Here is a 19,319-nt window from a genome sequence, read left to right as displayed (position 1 = left end):
GGCCGGCCGGCGCACTGCGCACGGCAGGGGTTGTCGGTGGCCTGACCTATGGTGACAGCGTGTTCGTCGCCGACGATCAAGTGGTCTTCAGCGCCTCCGACCTGGCCGCAGCGGCCGGGTGCCAGTTCGCGCTGCTGTCCGGCTTCGACGTCAAGTTGGGCCGCGCCCAGCCCGGCCAGCCGGCCGGCACCGACGACGACATGCTGGCCCGCACCGCCGAGCTCGGCATCGAGCACGAGCAACGCACCCTGGACCAGCTGATCGAGCAGTTCGGCGAGGGCCCGCACGGTGTGGTCCGCATCCCGCAGCCCGGCGGCTATTCGGTGGCCGCCCTGTCCCGGGCCGCACAGAACACGCTCGACGCGCTGGCCCGGCAACCGGCGGTGGTCTATCAGGCCGCGGTGTTCGACGGCCGGTTCGCCGGTTTCGCCGACTTCCTGATCCGCGAGGACGCCGACGGCGAAGTGCGCTATCGCGTGGTGGACACCAAACTGGCCCGGCACGCCAAGGTGACCGCGCTGCTGCAAATCGCCGGTTACGTCGACGCGCTGACCACCGCCGGGGTCCCGGTGGCCCGCACCGCGCAACTCGTACTCGGCGACACCAGCACCGTCGACTACCCGGTGGCCGAACTCATCCCGGTCTACCGCGCCCAGCGCGAGCGCCTGCAGCAACTGCTGGACACGCATCTGAAGTCCGAGCAGCCGGTGTCCTGGCAGGACCCGACCGTCGAAGCCTGTCTGCGCTGCGCCCATTGCGCACCCCATCTGCACGACGACGACGATCTGCTGTTGGTGGCCGGGCTGCGGCTGACCCAGCGCGCCGCGCTGATCGAGGCCGGCGTGCCCTCGGTGGCCGCGCTCGCAGCGTCGTCCGGGCCGGTCGACGGGATCGCCGCCTCGACGCTGTCCGGTCTGCGCACCCAGGCCCGGCTGCAGGTGCAGCAGCGCGCCGACGGCGAACCGCGGTATGACGTCGTCGAACCCGACGCGCTGGGCGCGTTGCCGGCCAAGAGCCCGGGGGATCTGTTCTTCGACTTCGAGGGCGACCCGTTGTGGACCGACGACGGGCGCACCTGGGGGCTGGAATACCTGTGGGGTGTGTCCGACACCCGGGACCGGTTCACGCCGCTGTGGGCCGCCGACCGGGCCGGGGAACGCAAGGCACTGCGCGACTTCTTGGCGCTGGTTCGCAAGCGTCGCCGCCGCTATCCGGACCTGCACATCTATCACTACGCCGCCTATGAGCGAACCGCGTTGCTGCGCTTGGCCGCCCGCTACGGCGAGGGTGAAGACGAGGTCGACGACCTGCTGCGCAACGACGTGTTGGTCGACCTGTTCCCGATCGTGCGGGCCGCACTGCGGGTGGGGGCGCCGTCCTACTCGCTCAAGGCACTCGAACCGCTCTACATGGGAGCCGACCTGCGCGAGGGTGAAGTCACCACCGCGGCGTCGTCGATCACCGGCTACGAGCGCTACCGCACCCTGCTCAATGCCGGCCGCACCGACGAAGCCGAGGCGCTGCTCGCCGACATCGAGAACTACAACTTCTATGACTGCCGGTCCACCCGGCAGCTGCGGGACTGGTTGCTGTTGCGGGCCTTCGAAGAAGGGGTCACGCACCTGACCCGGCAGGCCAAACCCGGTGAGGCCGTGCCACCGCTGGACGCCACCGCGCAAACGCTGCTGCAGTTCACCGGCGATGCGCTGGGCGCGGCCCGCGGTCCGGACCAGACCGCCGCGGCGATCCTGAACTGCGCGCGCGGCTACTTTCAGCGGGAACGAAAACCCTATTGGTGGACCCACTTTCAGCGGCTCAGCCACCCGGTCGACGAGTGGGGTGACACCACCGGGGTGTTCCTGGTGGAGCACGCCGAACTGGTCCAGGACTGGCATCTGCCCGGCGGCCGGGCACGCAAACCGCGTCGGCATGTCCGGCTGACCGGCCTGCTGCAGGGCGGCGTACTCGATCACCGGCCGCAGGCGCTCTACGATCGGCCCGCCCCGCCCGGGCTCGACGACGAACATCCCGACCGGCGGGCCGCCGGCAACGCCGAGGTGCTCGAGGTCACCGAGCGGGATGGGGTGCCGGTCGAGGTACTGCTGTGCGAATTGCAGCCGGAAACCGGACCATTCGAACAGTTTCCGATGGCACTGACACCGGCCAAACCGATCTACACCCGCAAGCTCGAGGAGGCGATCGCCGAGTTGGCCGACCAGGCTGCGGCCGCGTTGCGCGCCGAACCGGCCGGGTTGCCCCGCACCGCCGTGATCGACCTGTTGCGTCGGCTGCCACCCCGGACCCGCTCGGGGTCCGGACTACCGCGCGGGACCGACGACGTCGCCGCGATCACCGCGGCCACCCTCGACCTGGACGACTCATACCTGGCGGTGCACGGCCCGCCCGGCACCGGCAAGACGTTCACCGCGTCCCGGGTGATTGCCGCGCTGGTCAACGAGCACGGCTGGAAGGTCGGCGTGGTCGCGCAATCGCATGCGGTGGTCGGGCATCTGCTCGACGACGTGGTCGGCGCCGGCGTCGACCCGGCGCGGGTGGCCAAGAAACCCAGCCCGGACGGGCTGGACGGCCGGTTCACCACCATCGGCGACAGCCAGTACGCGGCGTTCCTCGATGCGCCGGGCGGCTGCGTACTGGGCGGCACCGCATGGGATTTCGCCAACGACACCCGGGTCGGCAGCCAGGCCCTGGACCTGTTGGCCATCGACGAAGCCGGTCAGTTCTCGCTGGGCAACACCTTGGCGGTGGCCCGCTCCGCCCGCAACCTGCTGCTGCTCGGCGATCCGCAGCAGCTCGGTCAGGTCTCCACCGGCAGCCATCCCGAACCGGTGGACGCCTCCGCGTTGGGTTGGCTGATGGCCGGAAACGATGTGCTGCCGGCCGAGTTCGGCTACTTCCTGGAATGCACGCACCGGATGCACCCGGAGGTGTGCAAAGTGGTCTCGGCGCTGTCCTATCAGAATCGGCTGCTGCCACACCCCAAGACCCGGCAGCGTCGGCTGACCGGCGTCGATCCGGGCGTGCGCACGCTACTGGTCGAACATCACGACAACGCCACCGCCAGCGTCGAAGAAGCGGCCGCCATCGTCGCCGAGATCCAACGGTTGTTGGGGACCACCTGGAGCACCGAGCACGGCACCCGGCCGTTGCGGGCGGCCGACATCCTGGTGGTCGCGCCGTACAACGCCCAGGTGCTCACGTTGCGCGCGACCCTCGGTGCGGCCGGTCTGGGCGAGGTGCTGGTCGGCACCGTCGACAAGCTGCAGGGCCGGCAGGCGGCCGTGGTGTTCGTATCGATGACGGCCTCCTCGGTCGAGGCGGTGCCGCGCGGGATGCCGTTCCTGCTCAACCGCAATCGTCTCAACGTAGCGATCAGCCGAGCCCAGTACCTGGCGGTGGTGGTGCGCTCACCTGCGCTGACCGACTATCTGCCGGGTACCCCGGACGGGCTGGTCGAACTCGGCGCGTTCCTGGCATTCTCGCCCGGTAACCCCTGAAATTTCGCTGATCCTAAAGGTGGTCAGGGCGTCGGCCGGCGGATGGAATGAGCCAGCCCCCGCACGCCTATCCCCAAGGAGCCCTTCGTCATGGCATCGGCCACCCGACAGCTGCATCTGAATGCCTTCCTGCGCAACATCGGGCAGCACGAGGCGGCGTGGCGGCTGCCCGAGACCGACGTCTTTGCGATCACCGACATCGATCACTACGCCGAGTTGGCCCGAATCGCCGAGCGCGGCACCCTGGACGCCATCTTCTTCGCCGATCACCCGGTTCTGAAGGGCAAGACCGAGTTTCGTCCGTTCGATGCGCTGGACCCGGTGACCCTGGTCACCGCGCTGTCCGGAGCCACATCGCACATCGGTCTGATCGCCACCGCGTCGACCACCTACAACGACCCCTACGGTCTGGCCCGGCGGTTCGGCACGTTGGACCACGTCAGCAAGGGCCGGGCCGGTTGGAACGTGGTCACCACGGCCAACGCGACGGCCGCCGCCAACTTCGGTCAGATCGAGCACCCCGATCCGGAGTACCGCTATCGGCGCGCCGAGGAGTTCCTCGAAGTCACACTGGCGCTGTGGGACAGCTGGCAAGACGATGCGATCGTCGGCGACAAGGCAGCGCCACGGTTCGTCGACCCGGACACGATCCACGCGATCAACCATGTCGGGGAACACTTTTCGGTGGCCGGGCCGTTGGAGGTGCCACGCTCCCCGCAGGGCCGGCCGGTGCTGTTCCAGGCCGGCTCGTCGGAGCCGGGCAAGGAACTGGCCGCCCGCTACGCCGAAGGCATCTTCACCGCGCAGCCCACCCTGGAAGAAGGCCGCGAGTTCTACTCCGACGTCAAGGCCCGGGTGCGTAAATACGGCCGCAACCCGGATCAGGTGCTGATCCTGCCGGGCCTGTCGACGATCATCGGCGGTACCGAGGAGGAGGCCAAGCGACTGCAGGCCCAACTCGAAGAACTCACGGTGCCGGATTACGGCCTGGACCAGTTGAGTGCGATCGTCGGTTATCAGCTCACCCACGACGATCTGGACGGGCCGCTGCGACTGCCGGAGGAGGCCCCGCGCGACGCGCTGATCAAGAGCCGCTTCGCGCTGGTCCAGCGGCTGGCACTGACCGAGAACCTGACCGTGCGGGAACTACTGCTGCGGCTCTCCGGCGGCCGCGGTCACCGGGTCTTCGCCGGCACCCCAGAGCAGGTCGCCGACACCATCGAGGAATGGTTCAACTCCGGAGCGGCCGACGGCTTCAACTTGATTCCGCCGGCGCTGCCGTCGTCGTTGACCGCGTTCGTCGACCACGTCGTGCCGGAACTGCGCCGTCGCGGGCTGTTCCGCACCGAGTACACCGGCTGCACGCTGCGCGAGCACCTCGGCCTCGACCGCCCGGCCAGCCAGTTCGACGCGCGCGCCGCGGTCGCGGCGGCCAGCTGACACCCCAGACGACCGAACTCAGGGAGTACCCATGCGCAGCATTGCGTTGACCCGACTGGCCTTGGCTGCGACGATCGTCGCCGCCACGTTGATCGGTTGCAGCTCAACCGAATCCGAGCAACCCGCGGGGCCACGCCTGGCCGCCACCGACCCGGTGCCGGTCGCAGTGCCCGAAGGCATCAAGCTGGTGGTCGCCGACGACGCCAACCGGATGAAGACACTGTTCGCGCTGTCCGGTGAACAGGACCGGCTGAGCTCTGAGGTCAGCTACGCCAACTTCAGCAGCGGCCCGCTGCGGCTGGAAGCAATCCGGTCCGGCAACGCCCAACTCGGCCGGGTCGGCGACGTGCCGCCGATCCTGGCGCAGTATTCCGACGCCGGGGTGCCGATCGTCGGCGGGGTGCGCCAGGACGGCACCGCCATGCAGTTGGCCACCTCCCCCGGCTCCGGGATCCAGACCCTGGCCGATCTGAAGGGCAAGAAGATCGGCATCAACGAAGGCACCGCGCAGCACGCCGTGGTGCTGCGCAACCTCGCCGCAGCCGGCCTGAACATCTCCGATGTGCAACCGGTCAACCTGGGTCTGGCCGAGTTCGCCGACGGTCTGCGCTCCGACCAGATTCAGGCCGCGGTGCTAAAACAACCGGACCGGGCCCGCTACCTGGCCTCCACCGAGGACGAGGGCGCGATCGCGTTGCCGAACGCGCCGGGCGCCTACCCGGGTCTGATGTACGTCTACGCCAGCAACGAGGCGCTCTCCGATGCCGGCCAGGCCGCGGCCATCCGGGAGTTCATCGTCGCGTGGTATCGGGCCGAGCAGTGGCTCAACGAGAACAAGGACGTCTGGATCGAGAAGTATCTGATCGAGGATCAGAAGGTCAGCCCGGAGGACGCCCGCGCGATCGCCGAGGCGGACGGTTTCAGCTCGGTGCCCGGCTTCACCGACGAAGTGGTGGCCACCCAACAGGAGACCATCGACCTGTTGCAGGCCGCCGGGGTCTTCCCGGGTAAAGAACTGCGCGCCGAGGACGCCTTCGACTTCCGGTTCGCCGATCTGACCGCGCAGAGCCCGACCGCCCAGGCACAGCCGTGACCAGCATCCAAACCCGGGAGCCCCGAACCGATCCGGCCACCCAGCCGGCGACCACGGAGGCGGCGCCGGACTACCCCGGACTGGTGCACCGCTCCGGTACCCGGCGCGGCAAGCGGCTGGGTCCGGGCCGGGCGCTGCCGGCGTCGTTGGCGATCGGACCGCTGCTGCTGCTGGCGCTGTGGTTCGCCACCTCGCAGGCCGGGATCCTGGATCCGGACACCTTGCCGCACCCGTTCGACATCGCCAGGACCGCCTCCGAGATGTGGGCCGACGGCCGACTCACCAGCAACATCCTGGCCTCCCTCAAGCTGGCGTACACCTCGCTGGCCATCGGCGTCACACTCGGTTTGGTGCTGGCCTTGATCTCGGGTCTGAGCCGGATCGGTGAGTCCATCGTGGACGGACCGATCCAGGTCAAGCGCGCGGTGCCGACGCTGGCGATCATCCCGCTGGCCATCATCTGGTTCGGCATCGGCGACACCATGAAGATCATCATCATCGCGACCAGCGTGTTGATCCCGGTGTACATCAACACCACCGCACAGCTCAAGGGTGTCGACCTGCGGCACGTCGAGTTGGCCGAAACCGTCGGCCTGTCCCGGGCCCAGTTCATCCGCAAGGTGGCCCTGCCCGGTGCACTGCCCGGCTTCTTCACCGGATTGCGGCTGGCCGTGACGATGTCGTGGACCGCGCTGGTGGTGGTCGAGCAGGTCAACGCGACCAGCGGCATCGGCTTCCTGATGACCCAGGCGCGGCTGTACGGCCAGCTGGACATCGTGGTGGTGGGCTTGTTGGTCTACGCGGTGTTCGGCCTGACCGGTGACTACGTGGTACGCGCGATCGAACGGAGGTCGCTGTCATGGCGACGGGCACTGGGCAACTGAACCGCCTCGAGCCCGGACAGACCGACCCGGGCCAGACCGAGCCGGGACCTGGCCGCGGGCACGGTGAGCCGGTTGCTGTGGTGCGAGATCTGACCCGCAGCTTCGGCGGCCGCGCGGTACTGGACCGGGTGAACCTGACCATTCGGCGCGGCGAGTTCGTCGCATTGCTGGGCCGCAGCGGCTCCGGCAAGAGCACCCTGCTGCGTGCACTGGCCGGGTTGGACCACGGGGTGGACGGGGTCGGCGACCTCTACGTCACGCCGAATCTGTCGGTGGTGTTCCAGGATTCGCGACTGTTGCCGTGGGCACGCGTGCTCGACAATGTCACGCTCGGGTTGTCCGGCGCCGAGGCGCGCCGCCACGGTGCCACGGTGCTGGCCGATGTCGGTCTGGCCGGCCGGGAAAAGGCTTGGCCCTACGCGCTTTCCGGTGGTGAGCAGCAGCGGGTGGCGCTGGCGCGCTCGTTGGTGCGGCATCCGGCCCTGCTGCTGGCCGACGAACCGTTCGGCGCCCTGGACGCGCTGACCCGGATCCGGATGCACGCGTTGCTCGAGCAACTGTGCGCCAAGTACCGGCCCGGCGTGCTGCTGGTCACCCACGACGTCGACGAGGCGGTCACGCTGGCCGACCGAGTATTGGTGCTCGACGACGGTGACTTCGTCGCCGACCGCCGGCTGGACTTCCAGGACACCGCGGATCGCAGTTACCGCAACCCGGAATTCGTCGCGCACCGCGAGGCGCTGCTCGCTGCGCTGGGCGTCGACAGGTAGTCGTCTCCCGCCGTCGCACCACTTCGTCGCTCTTCCGCCACTTACCCGCTCTGCGGGCCGGTAGAGCGGGACGGAGACGGCAGAGCGAACTCGACGCGGGATCGGTTCAGGGGCGGGAATGCCGTCCGTAGCTTGGTGTGTCGTCGGGGTCGTCGCGGTAGTGCCGCGGCCGACGGTGCTGCGCAGGTGGCGGTTCGGCGACGTCGGTTGCGCCGGGGAGCTGTTCGCCGTCGCTGGGGAGTTCGGGGAATTGGTCCTCGGGGAACTTGTCGTCGAGCAACTGGTCGTCGTCGGGTAGCCGGTGTCGCGATGATCCCTGGGTGGTCGGCTTGCTGAATGCATCCCAGGACGTGCCCAGGGAGTCGGCGAACGAATCCGAAAGGCTGTCGATGTTCTCCGAGAGCTGCCGGAACGCGTCGGCGTAGTACTGGGCGGTGCGTTCCGGATCGCGACGCGGCGGCGGCGTGGGCTGCAGCTTCTCACCGTTGGGTACGTGAAAGCCGTTGTGCGCGTGCCCGATCGATTGGGCTGCCTGCCGTTCTTCGGGATCCAGCGGTGGCCGGTCGACCACCAGTGCTTGCCAATCGGCCACCGATACGTGCCGGCGGGTGTCGGGCGGAGTCAGCGGCCAAGGCACTCGGACGGCCAGCGGCTCGGTGTCGGCGTCGTCGGCGGGGAAACCATCGTCGCGCGGAGCAGCGTCGAGGTAGTCGTCGTCGGCGACATCGAAGGGCTCGTAGCCCGGGTCGTCGGGGTACCCGCCGCCGCGGCGATCGAAGTAGGGCTGCTGGTACTCATCGTCATGGGGGTGGTACTCATCGTCATGGGGCTGGTGCTCATCGACATCCCCGGAGCGGTGCGCGCTCTGCGCATGCGCGTCCCGTGCAACGGTGAACTCGACGTATTCGTCGTCGTCCTCGATCCAGTCGTCGTCCAGATCGCCGCCGAACAGTTCCTCGCCGTCCGACTGCTGCAACGAAAGACCCTCGTGCCCAACGGGGTTGGCAAACAGGAAGGCGGGACGCCCGGCGTCGGAAAAGCCGTCCGGTGCAAACTCATCCGGCACGGGGCCGTCGGGCGTGAAGCGATCCGGCGTGAAGTCGTCGGACGCAAAATCATCGGCCGAGTAGTACCCGTCGGCGAACCGCGGGTCGCCCTGGTAATCACGCTCGCCGTAGTCACCGTCGCCATAGTCATCCACGGCATAGTCATCCACGCCGTAGTCATCGACGCCGTAGCGGTCACCGCCATACTCACCGCCCGCTCGGTCACCACCGGCGTAGTCGGCAAGGTAGGCCGAACCACCCTGATCATCTGGGTCGAGATCGTCCCGTCCGACGATCGGGATGATCTCGGTGCTGGCCTCGTAGACATCTTCAGCGGGCACCGGTTCCCGCGGCTTGGCGGCCGACTGATTGACGCTGGCCAGCACACCGGCCAGGCACAGCGCGGCCGCCACCCCGAACAGGCAGACGAACGCGGGCAACAACATCGACTGCCCCATGGCGGCCGCGAACGGTTCGCGCAGCCATTCCGGCAGCGCGGCCGCCCCGTCGGCCAACGCGACCGGATCCACCGAACCGGGTAACTCCGCGCTGATCCGCGCCGACATGTACGCCGCGATGCCTGCGCTGCCCAGCACCGAGCCCACCTGCCGGGTGGCGTTGTAGACCCCGGAACCGGCGCCGGCGAGTTGGGGATCCAGCTTGCGCGTCGCGGTGGCGGCCAGCGGTGACCAGATGAACGCCATCCCCACGCCCATCACCACGAAGCCCAGCACCAGCCGCCAGATCGGCGTGGCGGCGGTCATGTTCATCGCCATCCAGGTCATCCCGGCGGCCAGTGCCGCGAAGCCGAAGCCGATCACCGGGGTCGGGTGGGCGCGATCCACCAGCACGCCCACGGCCGGCGCCAACAGCCCGCTGACCAAGGCCATCGGCGCCATCAGCAACGCGGCTCGGGTGGGGCTGAATCCACACACCCATTGCGCGTAGAACATCACCAGCAGGATCATCGCGGTCACCGCGAAGCCGATCACCGCCACACCGATGGTCGACACCGAGAAGTCGCGGTCGGCGAAGATGCGCAGCGGCACCAGCGGCTCATTCCGGTTGACCGACTGCCAGACCACGAACAGGGCCATCACCCCGATACCGGTGACGATGACGCCCCAGATCCACGGTGCCCATTCGTGCTGCTGGCCCTCCTGCAGACCGAACACGATCAAGAACATGCCGACGCCGGAGAGCAGCACGCCCAGCACGTCGAACTGGTGCCGGTGCGTCGGCAGCGCCGGAATCAGCCGCGCACCGAGCAGCAATCCGATCACGCCGATCGGGACGTTGATGAAGAAGATCCACTCCCAGCTCAACGCATCCACCAGCACACCGCCGGCCAATGGACCGACCAGCGTGGCGACGCCGGCCGTGGCGCCCCACAGGCTCATCGCCACACCGCGCCGCTCGGCCGGGAAGATCCGGGTGATCATGGTCAACGTCTGCGGCGTGAGCAGCGCCGCACCCAAGCCCTGCACCACGCGGGCTGCGATCAGCATCTCGATGGTCCCGGACAGGCCGCACCACAATGAAGCCGCGGTGAACACCGCCAGGCCGATCAGGTAGAGCCGCTTGGGCCCGTACTGATCACCCAGCCGGCCCGCGAACAGCAGCGGAACCGCGTACGCCAGCAGATAGGCGCTGGTGACCCAGATGACCATCGGGATATCGGCCTGCAGCGCCGTGGTCAGCTCCGGGTTGACCACCGCGACGATCGTCGAGTCGACCAGGATCATGAAGAAGCCGACGAGCATCGCCCACAGCGCGTGCCAGGGGTTGATCCCCGCTGGGGCCTCGGCGTCGGTCCTCGACCGATCCGCCGACGCGCGCGTGCTTGGCGCAGTCATCTGCCACCTCGTTCCGGGCTTCTCGACCTCGACGCTGCTTCCGGCCGTCGGAGGTCCGGCGCAAGCCGATCGTGCGATTCGCGGTCCGCACCGACCGGAGTCCTCAGGCATCGTCCCACTTCGCCGCGCGCGACTCCACTGCGCGCCGGCTGCCGACGGCCCACGACCGAACCGTGCGACGGTCTCCGCCGACGATACGGAAGACCGCGGCGCCGTTCGAACCGCCCGTGGCTTAGCCGGATTCGACGACGACGTCAGCGCCGGATTCGACGACGCCGGCGAGTTCGTCGTCGTCGACTTCGCTGCCGGTGTCGCGACGCACCGCCGAGAGCAGCGCCAGCGCCACCAGCACGCTGATCGCCATCACGAACGCCAGCGACCGCTCGTCGTTGCCGAGCACCCCGACCAGCGGCGCGATCAACGCACCCAACGCGAACTGCGAAGCCCCGAGCACAGCCGCCGCAGTCCCGGCGGCGTCCGGATGGCGGGTCAGCGCGACGGCCGGCGCGTTCGGCATCACGAAACCCATCGCCGCCAGCACCGCCCACACCGGGATCAGGAAGCCGAACAGTCCGCCGGTGTGCGTCACCGCCAACACCACGAACAGCACGGCCAATACCGCTGCCACCGCCAGCGCGCCCCACATGATGCGCTGCGGTGTGAACCGGCGCAGCAGGACCACGTTGAATTGGGTGGCCGCGATCAGCGCGATCGCGCCGGCCCCGAACACCACGGCGAACGTCTGCTGGTCCAGGCCGTACCGGCCCTGCAGCACGAACGACGCGCCGGCGATGTAGGAGAACAGCCCGGCCATGCTCAACGCCGCCACCGCGACCAACACCACGAATCGGACGTCGCGCAGCAGTTCGCCGTAGGTGCGCACGATCGAGCGGGCCTGCAGCGGCCGCCGATGCTCGACCGGCAGCGTCTCGGGTAGTGCCAGCGCCGCCATGATCAACAGCAGACCGGCCGCCACCACCAACGCACCGAACACCAGGTGCCAGGAACCCCGCAGCAGCACGACCGCACCCAACGAGGGCGCCAGCACCGGAGCCACGCCGAGCACCAACACCAGACGAGACATCACGGTGGCGGCCTCGGACTCGGCGAACAGGTCGCCGACCACCGCCACAGCGACCACCGCGGCCGCGGCGGCCCCCATCCCCTGCAGACCGCGGGCCAGCCCGAGCACCGTGATGTTCGGCGCCGCCACGCACAGCAGTGAGGCGACCATGTGCACGACAATCCCGACCAGCAGCGGCCGGCGCCGTCCGAGCGAGTCCGACAGCGGGCCGACGATGAGCTGCCCGAGCGCCAAACCGGCCAGCGTCCCGGTCAAGGTCAACTGCGCCACCGACGCCGTCACCGCCAACTCTTCGGCGATCCGCGGCAGTGCGGGCAGGTACATGTCGATGGTCAGCGGACCCAGGGCCACCAACGCGCCGAGCACCAGGATCATCCGCACCCGGGTGGGCGCCTTCTGCTGCACGGCCATGATTTCGGCCAGCGTACTGGCGGCCCGGTTTCTTCCCACAACTGAAAGACCGTGATGACGCTCACCCTCGGGCACGACAAAGGCACGGCCGGCCGTTGACGAGAAGCTAGCCTGATGGCAGGGCGGTTCTCCAGGGAGGCGACACGAATGTTCGGGCGGAAGAAGAAGGAAGCTGCGCAGCAACTGCCGGCCCAGATCGACGACGACCCCGGTGCCGCCGCGCACATCCTGACCCGCGTCATCGAGAGCGGAACCCGGGTGCAGGCGCCCGCGATCCGCGGCTATGTGGCGCGGATGCGGGAGAAGTACCCGGACGCCACGCCGGCCCAGATCGTCACCAAACTCGAGAAGCACTACCTGGCCGCGGTGATGGCCGGTGGTGCCGCGGTCGGCGCGGCGGCGCTGGTACCCGGCGTCGGCACGTTGATCGCGTTGTCGTTGATCGCCGGCGAGACGGCACTGTTCCTGGAGACCACCGCGCTGTTCATCTTGGCGGTGGCCGAGGTGTACGGCATCAACACGCACGACCGGGAACGGCGGCGCGCGGTGGTGCTGGGCACGCTGGCCGGCGAGGACGGCCAGCGGGTCGTCTCGCAGATGCTGGGCCGGGGCCGCACGTCGGGCGCCTGGCTGGCCGACGGCACCGCCACCGTGCCGCTACCCGCGCTGGGTCAGCTCAACACCAAGCTGATGAAGTTCTTCGTCAAGAAATTCGCGGTCAAGCGCAGCGCGCTGATCGTCGGCAAGTTGCTGCCGGTCGGCCTGGGCGCCCTGATCGGCGCGGTCGGCAACCGGCTGATGGGCCGCAAGATCGTCAACAACGCACGGTTGGCGTTCGGGCCGGCGCCGGACCGTTGGACGGTCGGGCTGCATGTGCTGCCCGACGTCATCGACGCCGAGGGCGCCTGAGTCCGGCCGGACTCCGCTGTGACGAATTTCCGCTTCAGCCCTCTTACCTGCTCCCCGGCAGGTTTGTCGCGATAGCCTTGATGCGGTGGAAACACACGTGAGCGCAATCGGGTCTGCAACGGTGTTACCCGGGCGCGCTCAACGGGTAGATGGCAGGCACAGCGCCGCGCCTGCCAGCAAGCGAACGAGATTGAATCGAGGCGAGTAACTGCTGTGAGCAGTACGAGTTCACCATTCGGGCAGAATGAATGGCTGGTCGAGGAGATGTATCGCAAGTTCCGCGATGATCCCTCATCGGTAGACCCCAGTTGGCACGAGTTCCTGGTTGACTACAACCCCGAGCCGATCGGCACGGACTCGGCCGGCAACGGCCAGCCGACCACCACCGCGTCTGCCCCGGCTCAGCCCGCAGCGCCCGCCCAGCCCAAACCGGAGGCCAAGCCCGACACGCCCGCGGCCACCAAGGCCGAGCCGGCTGCGGGCAAGGCCAAGGCCAAGACCGCGACCCCGAAGGCCCCCGCCAAGCCCAGCAAGCCTGCTGCGCCGAGCAAACCGGCGGGCACGGACAAGACGGAAAAGAAGGCCGCCAAGCCGGCCGCCGACGCCGAAGCTCCAGAAGACGAAAGCCAGGTGCTGCGCGGTGCGGCAGCCGCCGTCGTCAAGAACATGAACACCTCGCTGGAGGTGCCGACGGCCACCAGCGTGCGAGCCATCCCGGCCAAGGTGATGATCGACAACCGCGTCGTGGTCAACAACCACCTCAAGCGGACCCGCGGCGGCAAGATCAGCTTCACCCACCTGCTCGGTTACGCGGTCGTGCAGGCGGTCAAGAGCTTCCCGAACATGAACCGGCACTTCGCCGAGATCGACGGCAAGCCGAACGTCGTCACCCCGGCGCACACCAACCTGGGCCTGGCGATCGACCTGCAGGGCAAGGACGGCAAGCGCTCGCTGGTGGTGGCGGCCATCAAGCGGTGCGAAACCATGGGTTTCGGCCAGTTCATCGCGGCCTACGAGGACATCGTGCGGCGGGCCCGGGACGGCAAGCTGACCGCTGGCGACTTCAGCGGCACCACGATTTCGCTGACCAACCCGGGCACCATCGGCACGGTGCACTCGGTGCCGCGCCTGATGGCCGGCCAGGGGACGATCGTCGGCGTCGGTGCCATGGAGTACCCGGCCGAGTTCCAGGGCGCCAGCGAGGAACGGATCGCCGAACTCGGTATCGGCAAGCTGATCACGCTGACCTCGACCTACGACCACCGCGTCATCCAGGGTGCGGAGTCCGGTGACTTCCTGCGCACCATCCATCACCTGCTGCTCGACGACGACTTCTACGACGACATCTTCCGTGAGCTCGGCATCCCCTACGAGCCGGTGCGCTGGCGCACCGACAACCCGGATTCGATCGCCGACAAGAACGCCCGGGTGATCGAGCTGATCGCGGCCTACCGCAACCGCGGGCACCTGATGGCCGACATCGATCCGCTGCGGCTGGACAGCTCCCGGTTCCGCAGCCACCCCGACCTCGACGTGCTCACCCACGGCCTGACGCTGTGGGACCTGGACCGCGAGTTCAAGGTCGACGGCTTCGCCGGCAAGCAGTACAAGAAGCTGCGCGATGTGCTCTCGGTGCTGCGGGACGCCTACTGTCGGCACATCGGGGTGGAGTACACCCATATCCTCGAGCCCGAGCAGCAACGCTGGCTGCAAGAACGCATCGAGGTCAAGCAGGACAAACCGACCGTCGCTCAGCAGAAGTACATCCTGAGCCGGCTCAACGCCGCCGAGGCGTTCGAAACCTTCCTGCAGACCAAATATGTCGGGCAGAAACGCTTTTCGTTGGAAGGCGCGGAAACCATCATTCCGATGATGGACGCTGCGATCGACCAGTGCGCCGAGCACGGCCTCGACGAGGTGGTCATCGGCATGCCGCACCGCGGCCGGCTCAACGTGCTGGCCAACATCGTCGGCAAGCCCTACGCGCAGATCTTCACCGAGTTCGAGGGCAACCTGAACCCGTCGCAGGCGCACGGCTCCGGTGACGTCAAGTACCACCTGGGCGCCTCGGGCACCTACATCCAGATGTTCGGCGACAACGACATCGAGGTGTCGCTGACCGCGAACCCCAGCCACCTCGAGGCCGTCGACCCGGTGCTCGAAGGTCTGGTGCGGGCCAAGCAGGATCTGCTGAACCGCGGCGCCGACGACCACGACGACGAGAAGGCCTACTCGGTGGTGCCGTTGATGCTGCACGGCGATGCGGCGTTCGCCGGGCAGGGCGTGGTGGCCGAGACGCTGAACCTGGCGCTGCTGCGCGGCTACCGAGTCGGCGGCACGATCCACATGATCGTCAACAACCAGGTCGGCTTCACCACCTCACCGGAGCACTCCCGGTCCAGCGAGTACTGCACCGACGTCGCCAAGATGATCGGCGCGCCCATCTTCCACGTCAACGGCGACGACCCGGAGGCGTGCGTCTGGGTGGCCCGACTGGCCGCCGACTTCCGACAGGAGTTCAAGAAGGACGTCGTCATCGACATGCTGTGCTACCGCCGGCGCGGGCACAACGAGGGTGACGACCCGTCGATGACGCAGCCGGAGATGTACGACGTGATCGACCGCAAGCGCGGTGTGCGCAAGAGCTACACCGAAGCGCTGATCGGTCGCGGCGACATCTCGATGAAGGAGGCCGAGGACGCGCTGCGCGACTACCAGGGCCAGCTGGAGCGGGTGTTCAACGAGGTCCGCGACCTGGAGCGGTTCACCCCGGAACCGAGTGAATCGGTCGAGTCCGAGCAGGTCATCCGCCGCGGTCTGATGACCGGCGTGGACAAGTCGATGCTGGCCCGGATCGGCGACGCGCACCTGGCGCTGCCGGACGGTTTCACGGTGCACCCGCGGGTCAAGCCGGTGCTGGAGAAGCGTCGCGAAATGGCCTACGAAGGCAAGGTGGACTGGGCGTTCGCCGAGTTGCTGGCGCTGGGTTCGCTGGTCGCCGAAGGCAAGCTGATCCGGATGTCCGGGCAGGACAGCCGGCGCGGCACGTTCACCCAGCGGCACGCGGTGCTGATCGACCGCAAGAACGCCGAGGAGTTCACCCCGCTGTCGCTGCTGGCCACCAACGAGGACGGCACCCCCACCGGCGGCAAGTTCTTGATCTACGACTCGGCGCTGTCCGAGTTCGCCGCGGTCGGGTTCGAGTACGGCTACGCCGTCGGCAATCCCGACGCGCTGGTGCTGTGGGAGGCCCAGTTCGGCGACTTCGTCAACGGCGCGCAGTCGGTGATCGACGAGTTCGTCAGCTCGGGCGAGGCCAAGTGGGGCCAGACCTCCGATGTGGTGCTGCTGTTGCCGCACGGCCACGAAGGCCAGGGACCGGACCACACCTCGGGCCGGATCGAGCGGTTCCTGCAGCTGTGCGCGGAAGGGTCGATGACGGTGGCTCAGCCGTCCACCCCGGCCAACTACTTCCACCTGCTGCGCCGACATGCGCTCGACGGCATCCACCGACCGCTGATCGTGTTCACGCCCAAGTCGATGCTGCGCAACAAGGCCGCGGTCAGCGAGATCCGGGACTTCACCGAAGCCAAGTTCCGTTCGGTGCTGGAAGAACCCACCTACGAGGACGGTGTGGGCGACCGCGACAAGGTCACCCGGATCCTGCTGTGCAGCGGCAAGCTGTACTACGACCTGGTGGCGCGCAAGGCCAAGGACAAGCGCGACGACGTCGGGATCGTGCGGGTCGAGCAGCTCTATCCGCTGCCCAGCCGGCGGTTACCCGCCACGCTGGAGCGCTACCCGAATGCCTCGGAGTTCTTCTGGGTGCAGGAGGAGCCGGCCAACCAGGGTGCCTGGCCGACGTTCGGTCTTTCGCTGCCCGAGCTGCTGCCGGACAAGCTGACCGGTATCAAGCGGATCTCACGGCGCGCCATGTCGGCGCCGTCGTCGGGCTCGTCGAAGGTGCACGCGGTCGAACAGCAAGAGATCCTCGACGAGGCATTTGCCCAATAACGTCGCCAGATAACGCCGAAAGCCACTTCTGCACGAAGGCCGACTCGGGGTGTGCAGAAGTGGCTTTCCGCGTTGGCGATCTAGCTGTCGGTGATCTAGAGGAACGCGTTGAGCACGTCCAGCGGGATCGGCGAATCACCACTGGCCAGCTTGGCTACCGCCCCGGGGCAGAACACCGTGATGGCCAGGCCGGTGAACATGGTCGCCGGTCCGAGCGGGCGGCCGATCGAGTTGGACACCTCGCCGGCCACATCAGCCATCCGCTGGCCCGGTTCGGCGAGCATCGGGCAGACCCGCTGCCCGACGTCGGCGGCCACCGCCGGATCCAGGCCGGTGATGCCGTTGTCGTTCAGCACCGATACGAAGGTGTCGGTCTCGGCGTCGGCCTGCGCCGGGCCGGCCACGGTCAGCGCAGCCCCCAGCAATCCGGTGGAGACGGCCAGTGATGCAGCGGCGATTCGAGTGCACTTCATGATGAGGGCATCGTATTCCCCGGGCCTGCCGTTACCCAATCGAACGGCGAGACCCCAGCTGCACCCGCCTCCAACCGGTACCGCCGGTACCGGTTAAGGTCGAAACAGTCGACGAACAAGGAGTATCGAGTATGGACGGCTTCGCCGGAAAAGTCTGTGTCATCACCGGGGCGGGTTCGGGCATCGGTCAGGCGTTGGCCATCGAACTCGGGCGCTCCGGGGCCAAACTGGCGATCAGCGACGTCGACACCGAGGGCCTGGCCAAGACCGAGGCCGAACTGCGTGCCATCGGTGCGCCGGTGAAAGCCGATCGGCTCGACGTGACCGAACGCGAAGCGTTCCTGCTCTACGCCGACGCGGTGGCCGAGCACTACGGCGTGGTGCACCAGATCTACAACAACGCCGGCATCGCGCACACCGGTGACGTCGAGGTGATGCCGTTCAAGGACATCGAACGCGTGATGGACGTCGACTTCTGGGGCGTGGTCAACGGCACCAAGGCGTTCCTGCCGCACCTGATCGCCTCCGGTGACGGACACGTGGTCAACGTGTCCAGCCTGTTCGGCATCTTCGCGGTGCCCGGTCAGTCGGCCTACAACGCAGCCAAGTTCGCGGTGCGCGGCTTCACCGAGGCGCTGCGCCAGGAGATGGTCACCGGTCACAAGCCGGTCGCGGTGACCGCGGTGCACCCGGGCGGAATCAAGACCGCGATCGCGCGCAACGCCACCGCGGTCGACGGTCTCGATGCGAAAGAGCTCGCAGCCGAGTTCGACAAGAAGCTGGCCCGCACCACCCCGGAGCGCGCGGCCAAGATCATCCTGGAGGCGGTGCGCAAGAAGAAGGCCCGGGTGCTCGTCGGCGCCGACGCCAAGATCCTCGACGTGATCGTGCGCATCACCGGATCGTTCTACCAGGATCTGATCTCCAAGGTGGCCGCCAAGGCCATGCCCAACACGCACTGACGCGCGCGTTCAGCGACCCAACGGATTCTCGGCCAGCCAGGCCTGCGCGACGGCGGCCGGGTCGGCGCCGTCGCGCACGGCGGCCCGCATCTCCTCGAGCGACGCGCTGTCCAGGACCCCGGCGATCTCGTTGACCGCAAGGACCTGCCGGGCGCTGAGCTCGTTGCGCCGGTACAGCGGCACCACGTTCTGTGCGCGCAGTAGCGCCGGCTCGGAATCGGTGAGCAGCACCAGATCATCGGGCACCGCGGGATCGGTGGTGGTGGTCCAGGCCGCGTTGATCTCACCGGCCCGCAACGCCTCGAACATCGAGGCATCGTCCGGGAATTCGCGCAGCGCGGTCGGTGCGCACCGGCCGACCGAGGGTGGCGCGGTGCGACCGCGCACAGCTCCGGCACGCACCTGGGCGCAGTGCACCGCCAGGTCGGTCAGGTGCTGACCACCCCAGGCCGTCGCGGTGGCCTGGGTGACCGCGACGACGGGCTTGTCCTCGGCCGCGCTGGTGTAGTCGCCGGCCGCCACGCCCTCGGGCAAGCTGCCCACCATCGCCTCGTACACCTGCTCGTCGGTGCGCCCTCTGGTGCCGGGCGCGAAGATGCTCAGCAGCGCACCGGTGAAGCCGGGCAGCACGGCCACCTGCCCCGAGTCCAGGCCGGCCAGCGGGTCGGTGAGCATTTCGACGTGGGCGGGTGTGCCGTAGTAGCGCAGCGCGGCCGCGTACAGCTCGGCCAGCAGCACCGATTCCGGGTCGGATTCGGCTGCGCCCACCGCCATCGACGGCGGCAAAGACTGTTGGCCGCCGCACCCGGCCAACAGTGCCACCAGCAGTCCGGCCAGCAGCAGACGCGCCGACGCGATCAGG

General features: G+C 68.3%; 11 protein-coding genes and 1 pseudogene. 8 read left to right on the top strand and 4 right to left on the bottom strand.

Annotated elements, in window-relative coordinates; all coding sequences use genetic code 11:
• Positions 1–59: 59 nt before the first annotated feature.
• The 5 genes from AC5Y3P_RS07935 (at position 60) to AC5Y3P_RS07915 (ending at position 7,702) form a co-directional block, all read left to right on the top strand.
• Positions 60–3,515, top strand: a complete 3,456-nt coding sequence (locus AC5Y3P_RS07935; protein WP_500045345.1) for a TM0106 family RecB-like putative nuclease — start codon at positions 60–62, stop codon at positions 3,513–3,515.
• Between the two features lie 90 nt (positions 3,516–3,605).
• Positions 3,606–4,955 (top strand): LLM class flavin-dependent oxidoreductase, encoded by a 1,350-nt coding sequence (locus AC5Y3P_RS07930; RefSeq protein ID WP_500045344.1) that lies wholly within the window; start codon positions 3,606–3,608, stop codon positions 4,953–4,955.
• Positions 4,956–4,986: 31 nt separating this feature from the next.
• Positions 4,987–6,048 carry an ABC transporter substrate-binding protein gene (locus tag AC5Y3P_RS07925; RefSeq protein WP_500045343.1) on the top strand — a complete coding sequence of 354 codons (1,062 nt, stop codon included), beginning with the start codon at positions 4,987–4,989 and terminating at the stop codon, positions 6,046–6,048.
• Between the two features lie 80 nt (positions 6,049–6,128).
• On the top strand, positions 6,129–6,932 hold the full coding sequence (locus tag AC5Y3P_RS07920; protein WP_500045391.1) for an ABC transporter permease: 804 nt from the start codon (positions 6,129–6,131) through the stop codon (positions 6,930–6,932).
• Complete coding sequence (locus AC5Y3P_RS07915; RefSeq protein WP_500045342.1) at positions 6,908–7,702, top strand: ABC transporter ATP-binding protein; 795 nt, start codon at positions 6,908–6,910, stop codon at positions 7,700–7,702. The genes AC5Y3P_RS07920 and AC5Y3P_RS07915 overlap by 25 nt, the downstream gene beginning before the upstream one ends.
• 1,255 nt (positions 7,703–8,957) lie before the next feature.
• Here AC5Y3P_RS07915 and AC5Y3P_RS07910 read toward each other — a convergent pair.
• Positions 8,958–10,511 (bottom strand): annotated as a pseudogene (locus tag AC5Y3P_RS07910) (DHA2 family efflux MFS transporter permease subunit); the annotation flags it as partial.
• Between the two features lie 325 nt (positions 10,512–10,836).
• Complete coding sequence (locus AC5Y3P_RS07905; RefSeq protein ID WP_500045341.1) at positions 10,837–12,099, bottom strand: multidrug effflux MFS transporter; 1,263 nt, start codon at positions 12,097–12,099, stop codon at positions 10,837–10,839.
• A 147-nt stretch (positions 12,100–12,246) separates the two neighbouring features.
• Here AC5Y3P_RS07905 and AC5Y3P_RS07900 point away from each other — a divergent pair, with 147 nt between their 5' ends.
• A complete protein-coding gene (locus tag AC5Y3P_RS07900; RefSeq protein ID WP_500045340.1) occupies positions 12,247–13,008 on the top strand; it encodes a hypothetical protein in 762 nt (253 codons plus the stop codon).
• Positions 13,009–13,221: 213 nt separating this feature from the next.
• The gene (locus tag AC5Y3P_RS07895; RefSeq protein ID WP_500045339.1) at positions 13,222–17,022 is read left to right on the top strand and encodes a multifunctional oxoglutarate decarboxylase/oxoglutarate dehydrogenase thiamine pyrophosphate-binding subunit/dihydrolipoyllysine-residue succinyltransferase subunit; all 3,801 of its coding nucleotides are present in this window, start codon (positions 13,222–13,224) and stop codon (positions 17,020–17,022) included.
• 95 nt (positions 17,023–17,117) lie between these two features.
• Here AC5Y3P_RS07895 and AC5Y3P_RS07890 read toward each other — a convergent pair whose 3' ends face one another.
• On the bottom strand, positions 17,118–17,495 hold the full coding sequence (locus AC5Y3P_RS07890) for a DUF732 domain-containing protein (protein ID WP_500045338.1): 378 nt from the start codon (positions 17,493–17,495) through the stop codon (positions 17,118–17,120).
• 131 nt (positions 17,496–17,626) lie between these two features.
• On the opposite strand from AC5Y3P_RS07890, the gene AC5Y3P_RS07885 reads away from it, so the two are divergent.
• Positions 17,627–18,457 carry an SDR family NAD(P)-dependent oxidoreductase gene (locus AC5Y3P_RS07885; RefSeq protein ID WP_500045337.1) on the top strand — a complete coding sequence of 277 codons (831 nt, stop codon included), beginning with the start codon at positions 17,627–17,629 and terminating at the stop codon, positions 18,455–18,457.
• A gap of 9 nt (positions 18,458–18,466) precedes the next feature.
• Here the strand turns inward: AC5Y3P_RS07885 and AC5Y3P_RS07880 are convergent, their stop codons facing one another.
• On the bottom strand, positions 18,467–19,279 hold the full coding sequence (locus AC5Y3P_RS07880) for a glycine betaine ABC transporter substrate-binding protein (protein WP_500045336.1): 813 nt from the start codon (positions 19,277–19,279) through the stop codon (positions 18,467–18,469).
• Between the last annotated feature and the right edge of the window lie 40 nt (positions 19,280–19,319).

Source organism: Mycobacterium sp. NGS45, from assembly GCF_059812645.1.
This window is presented reverse-complemented; position numbering and strand designations above follow the sequence as displayed.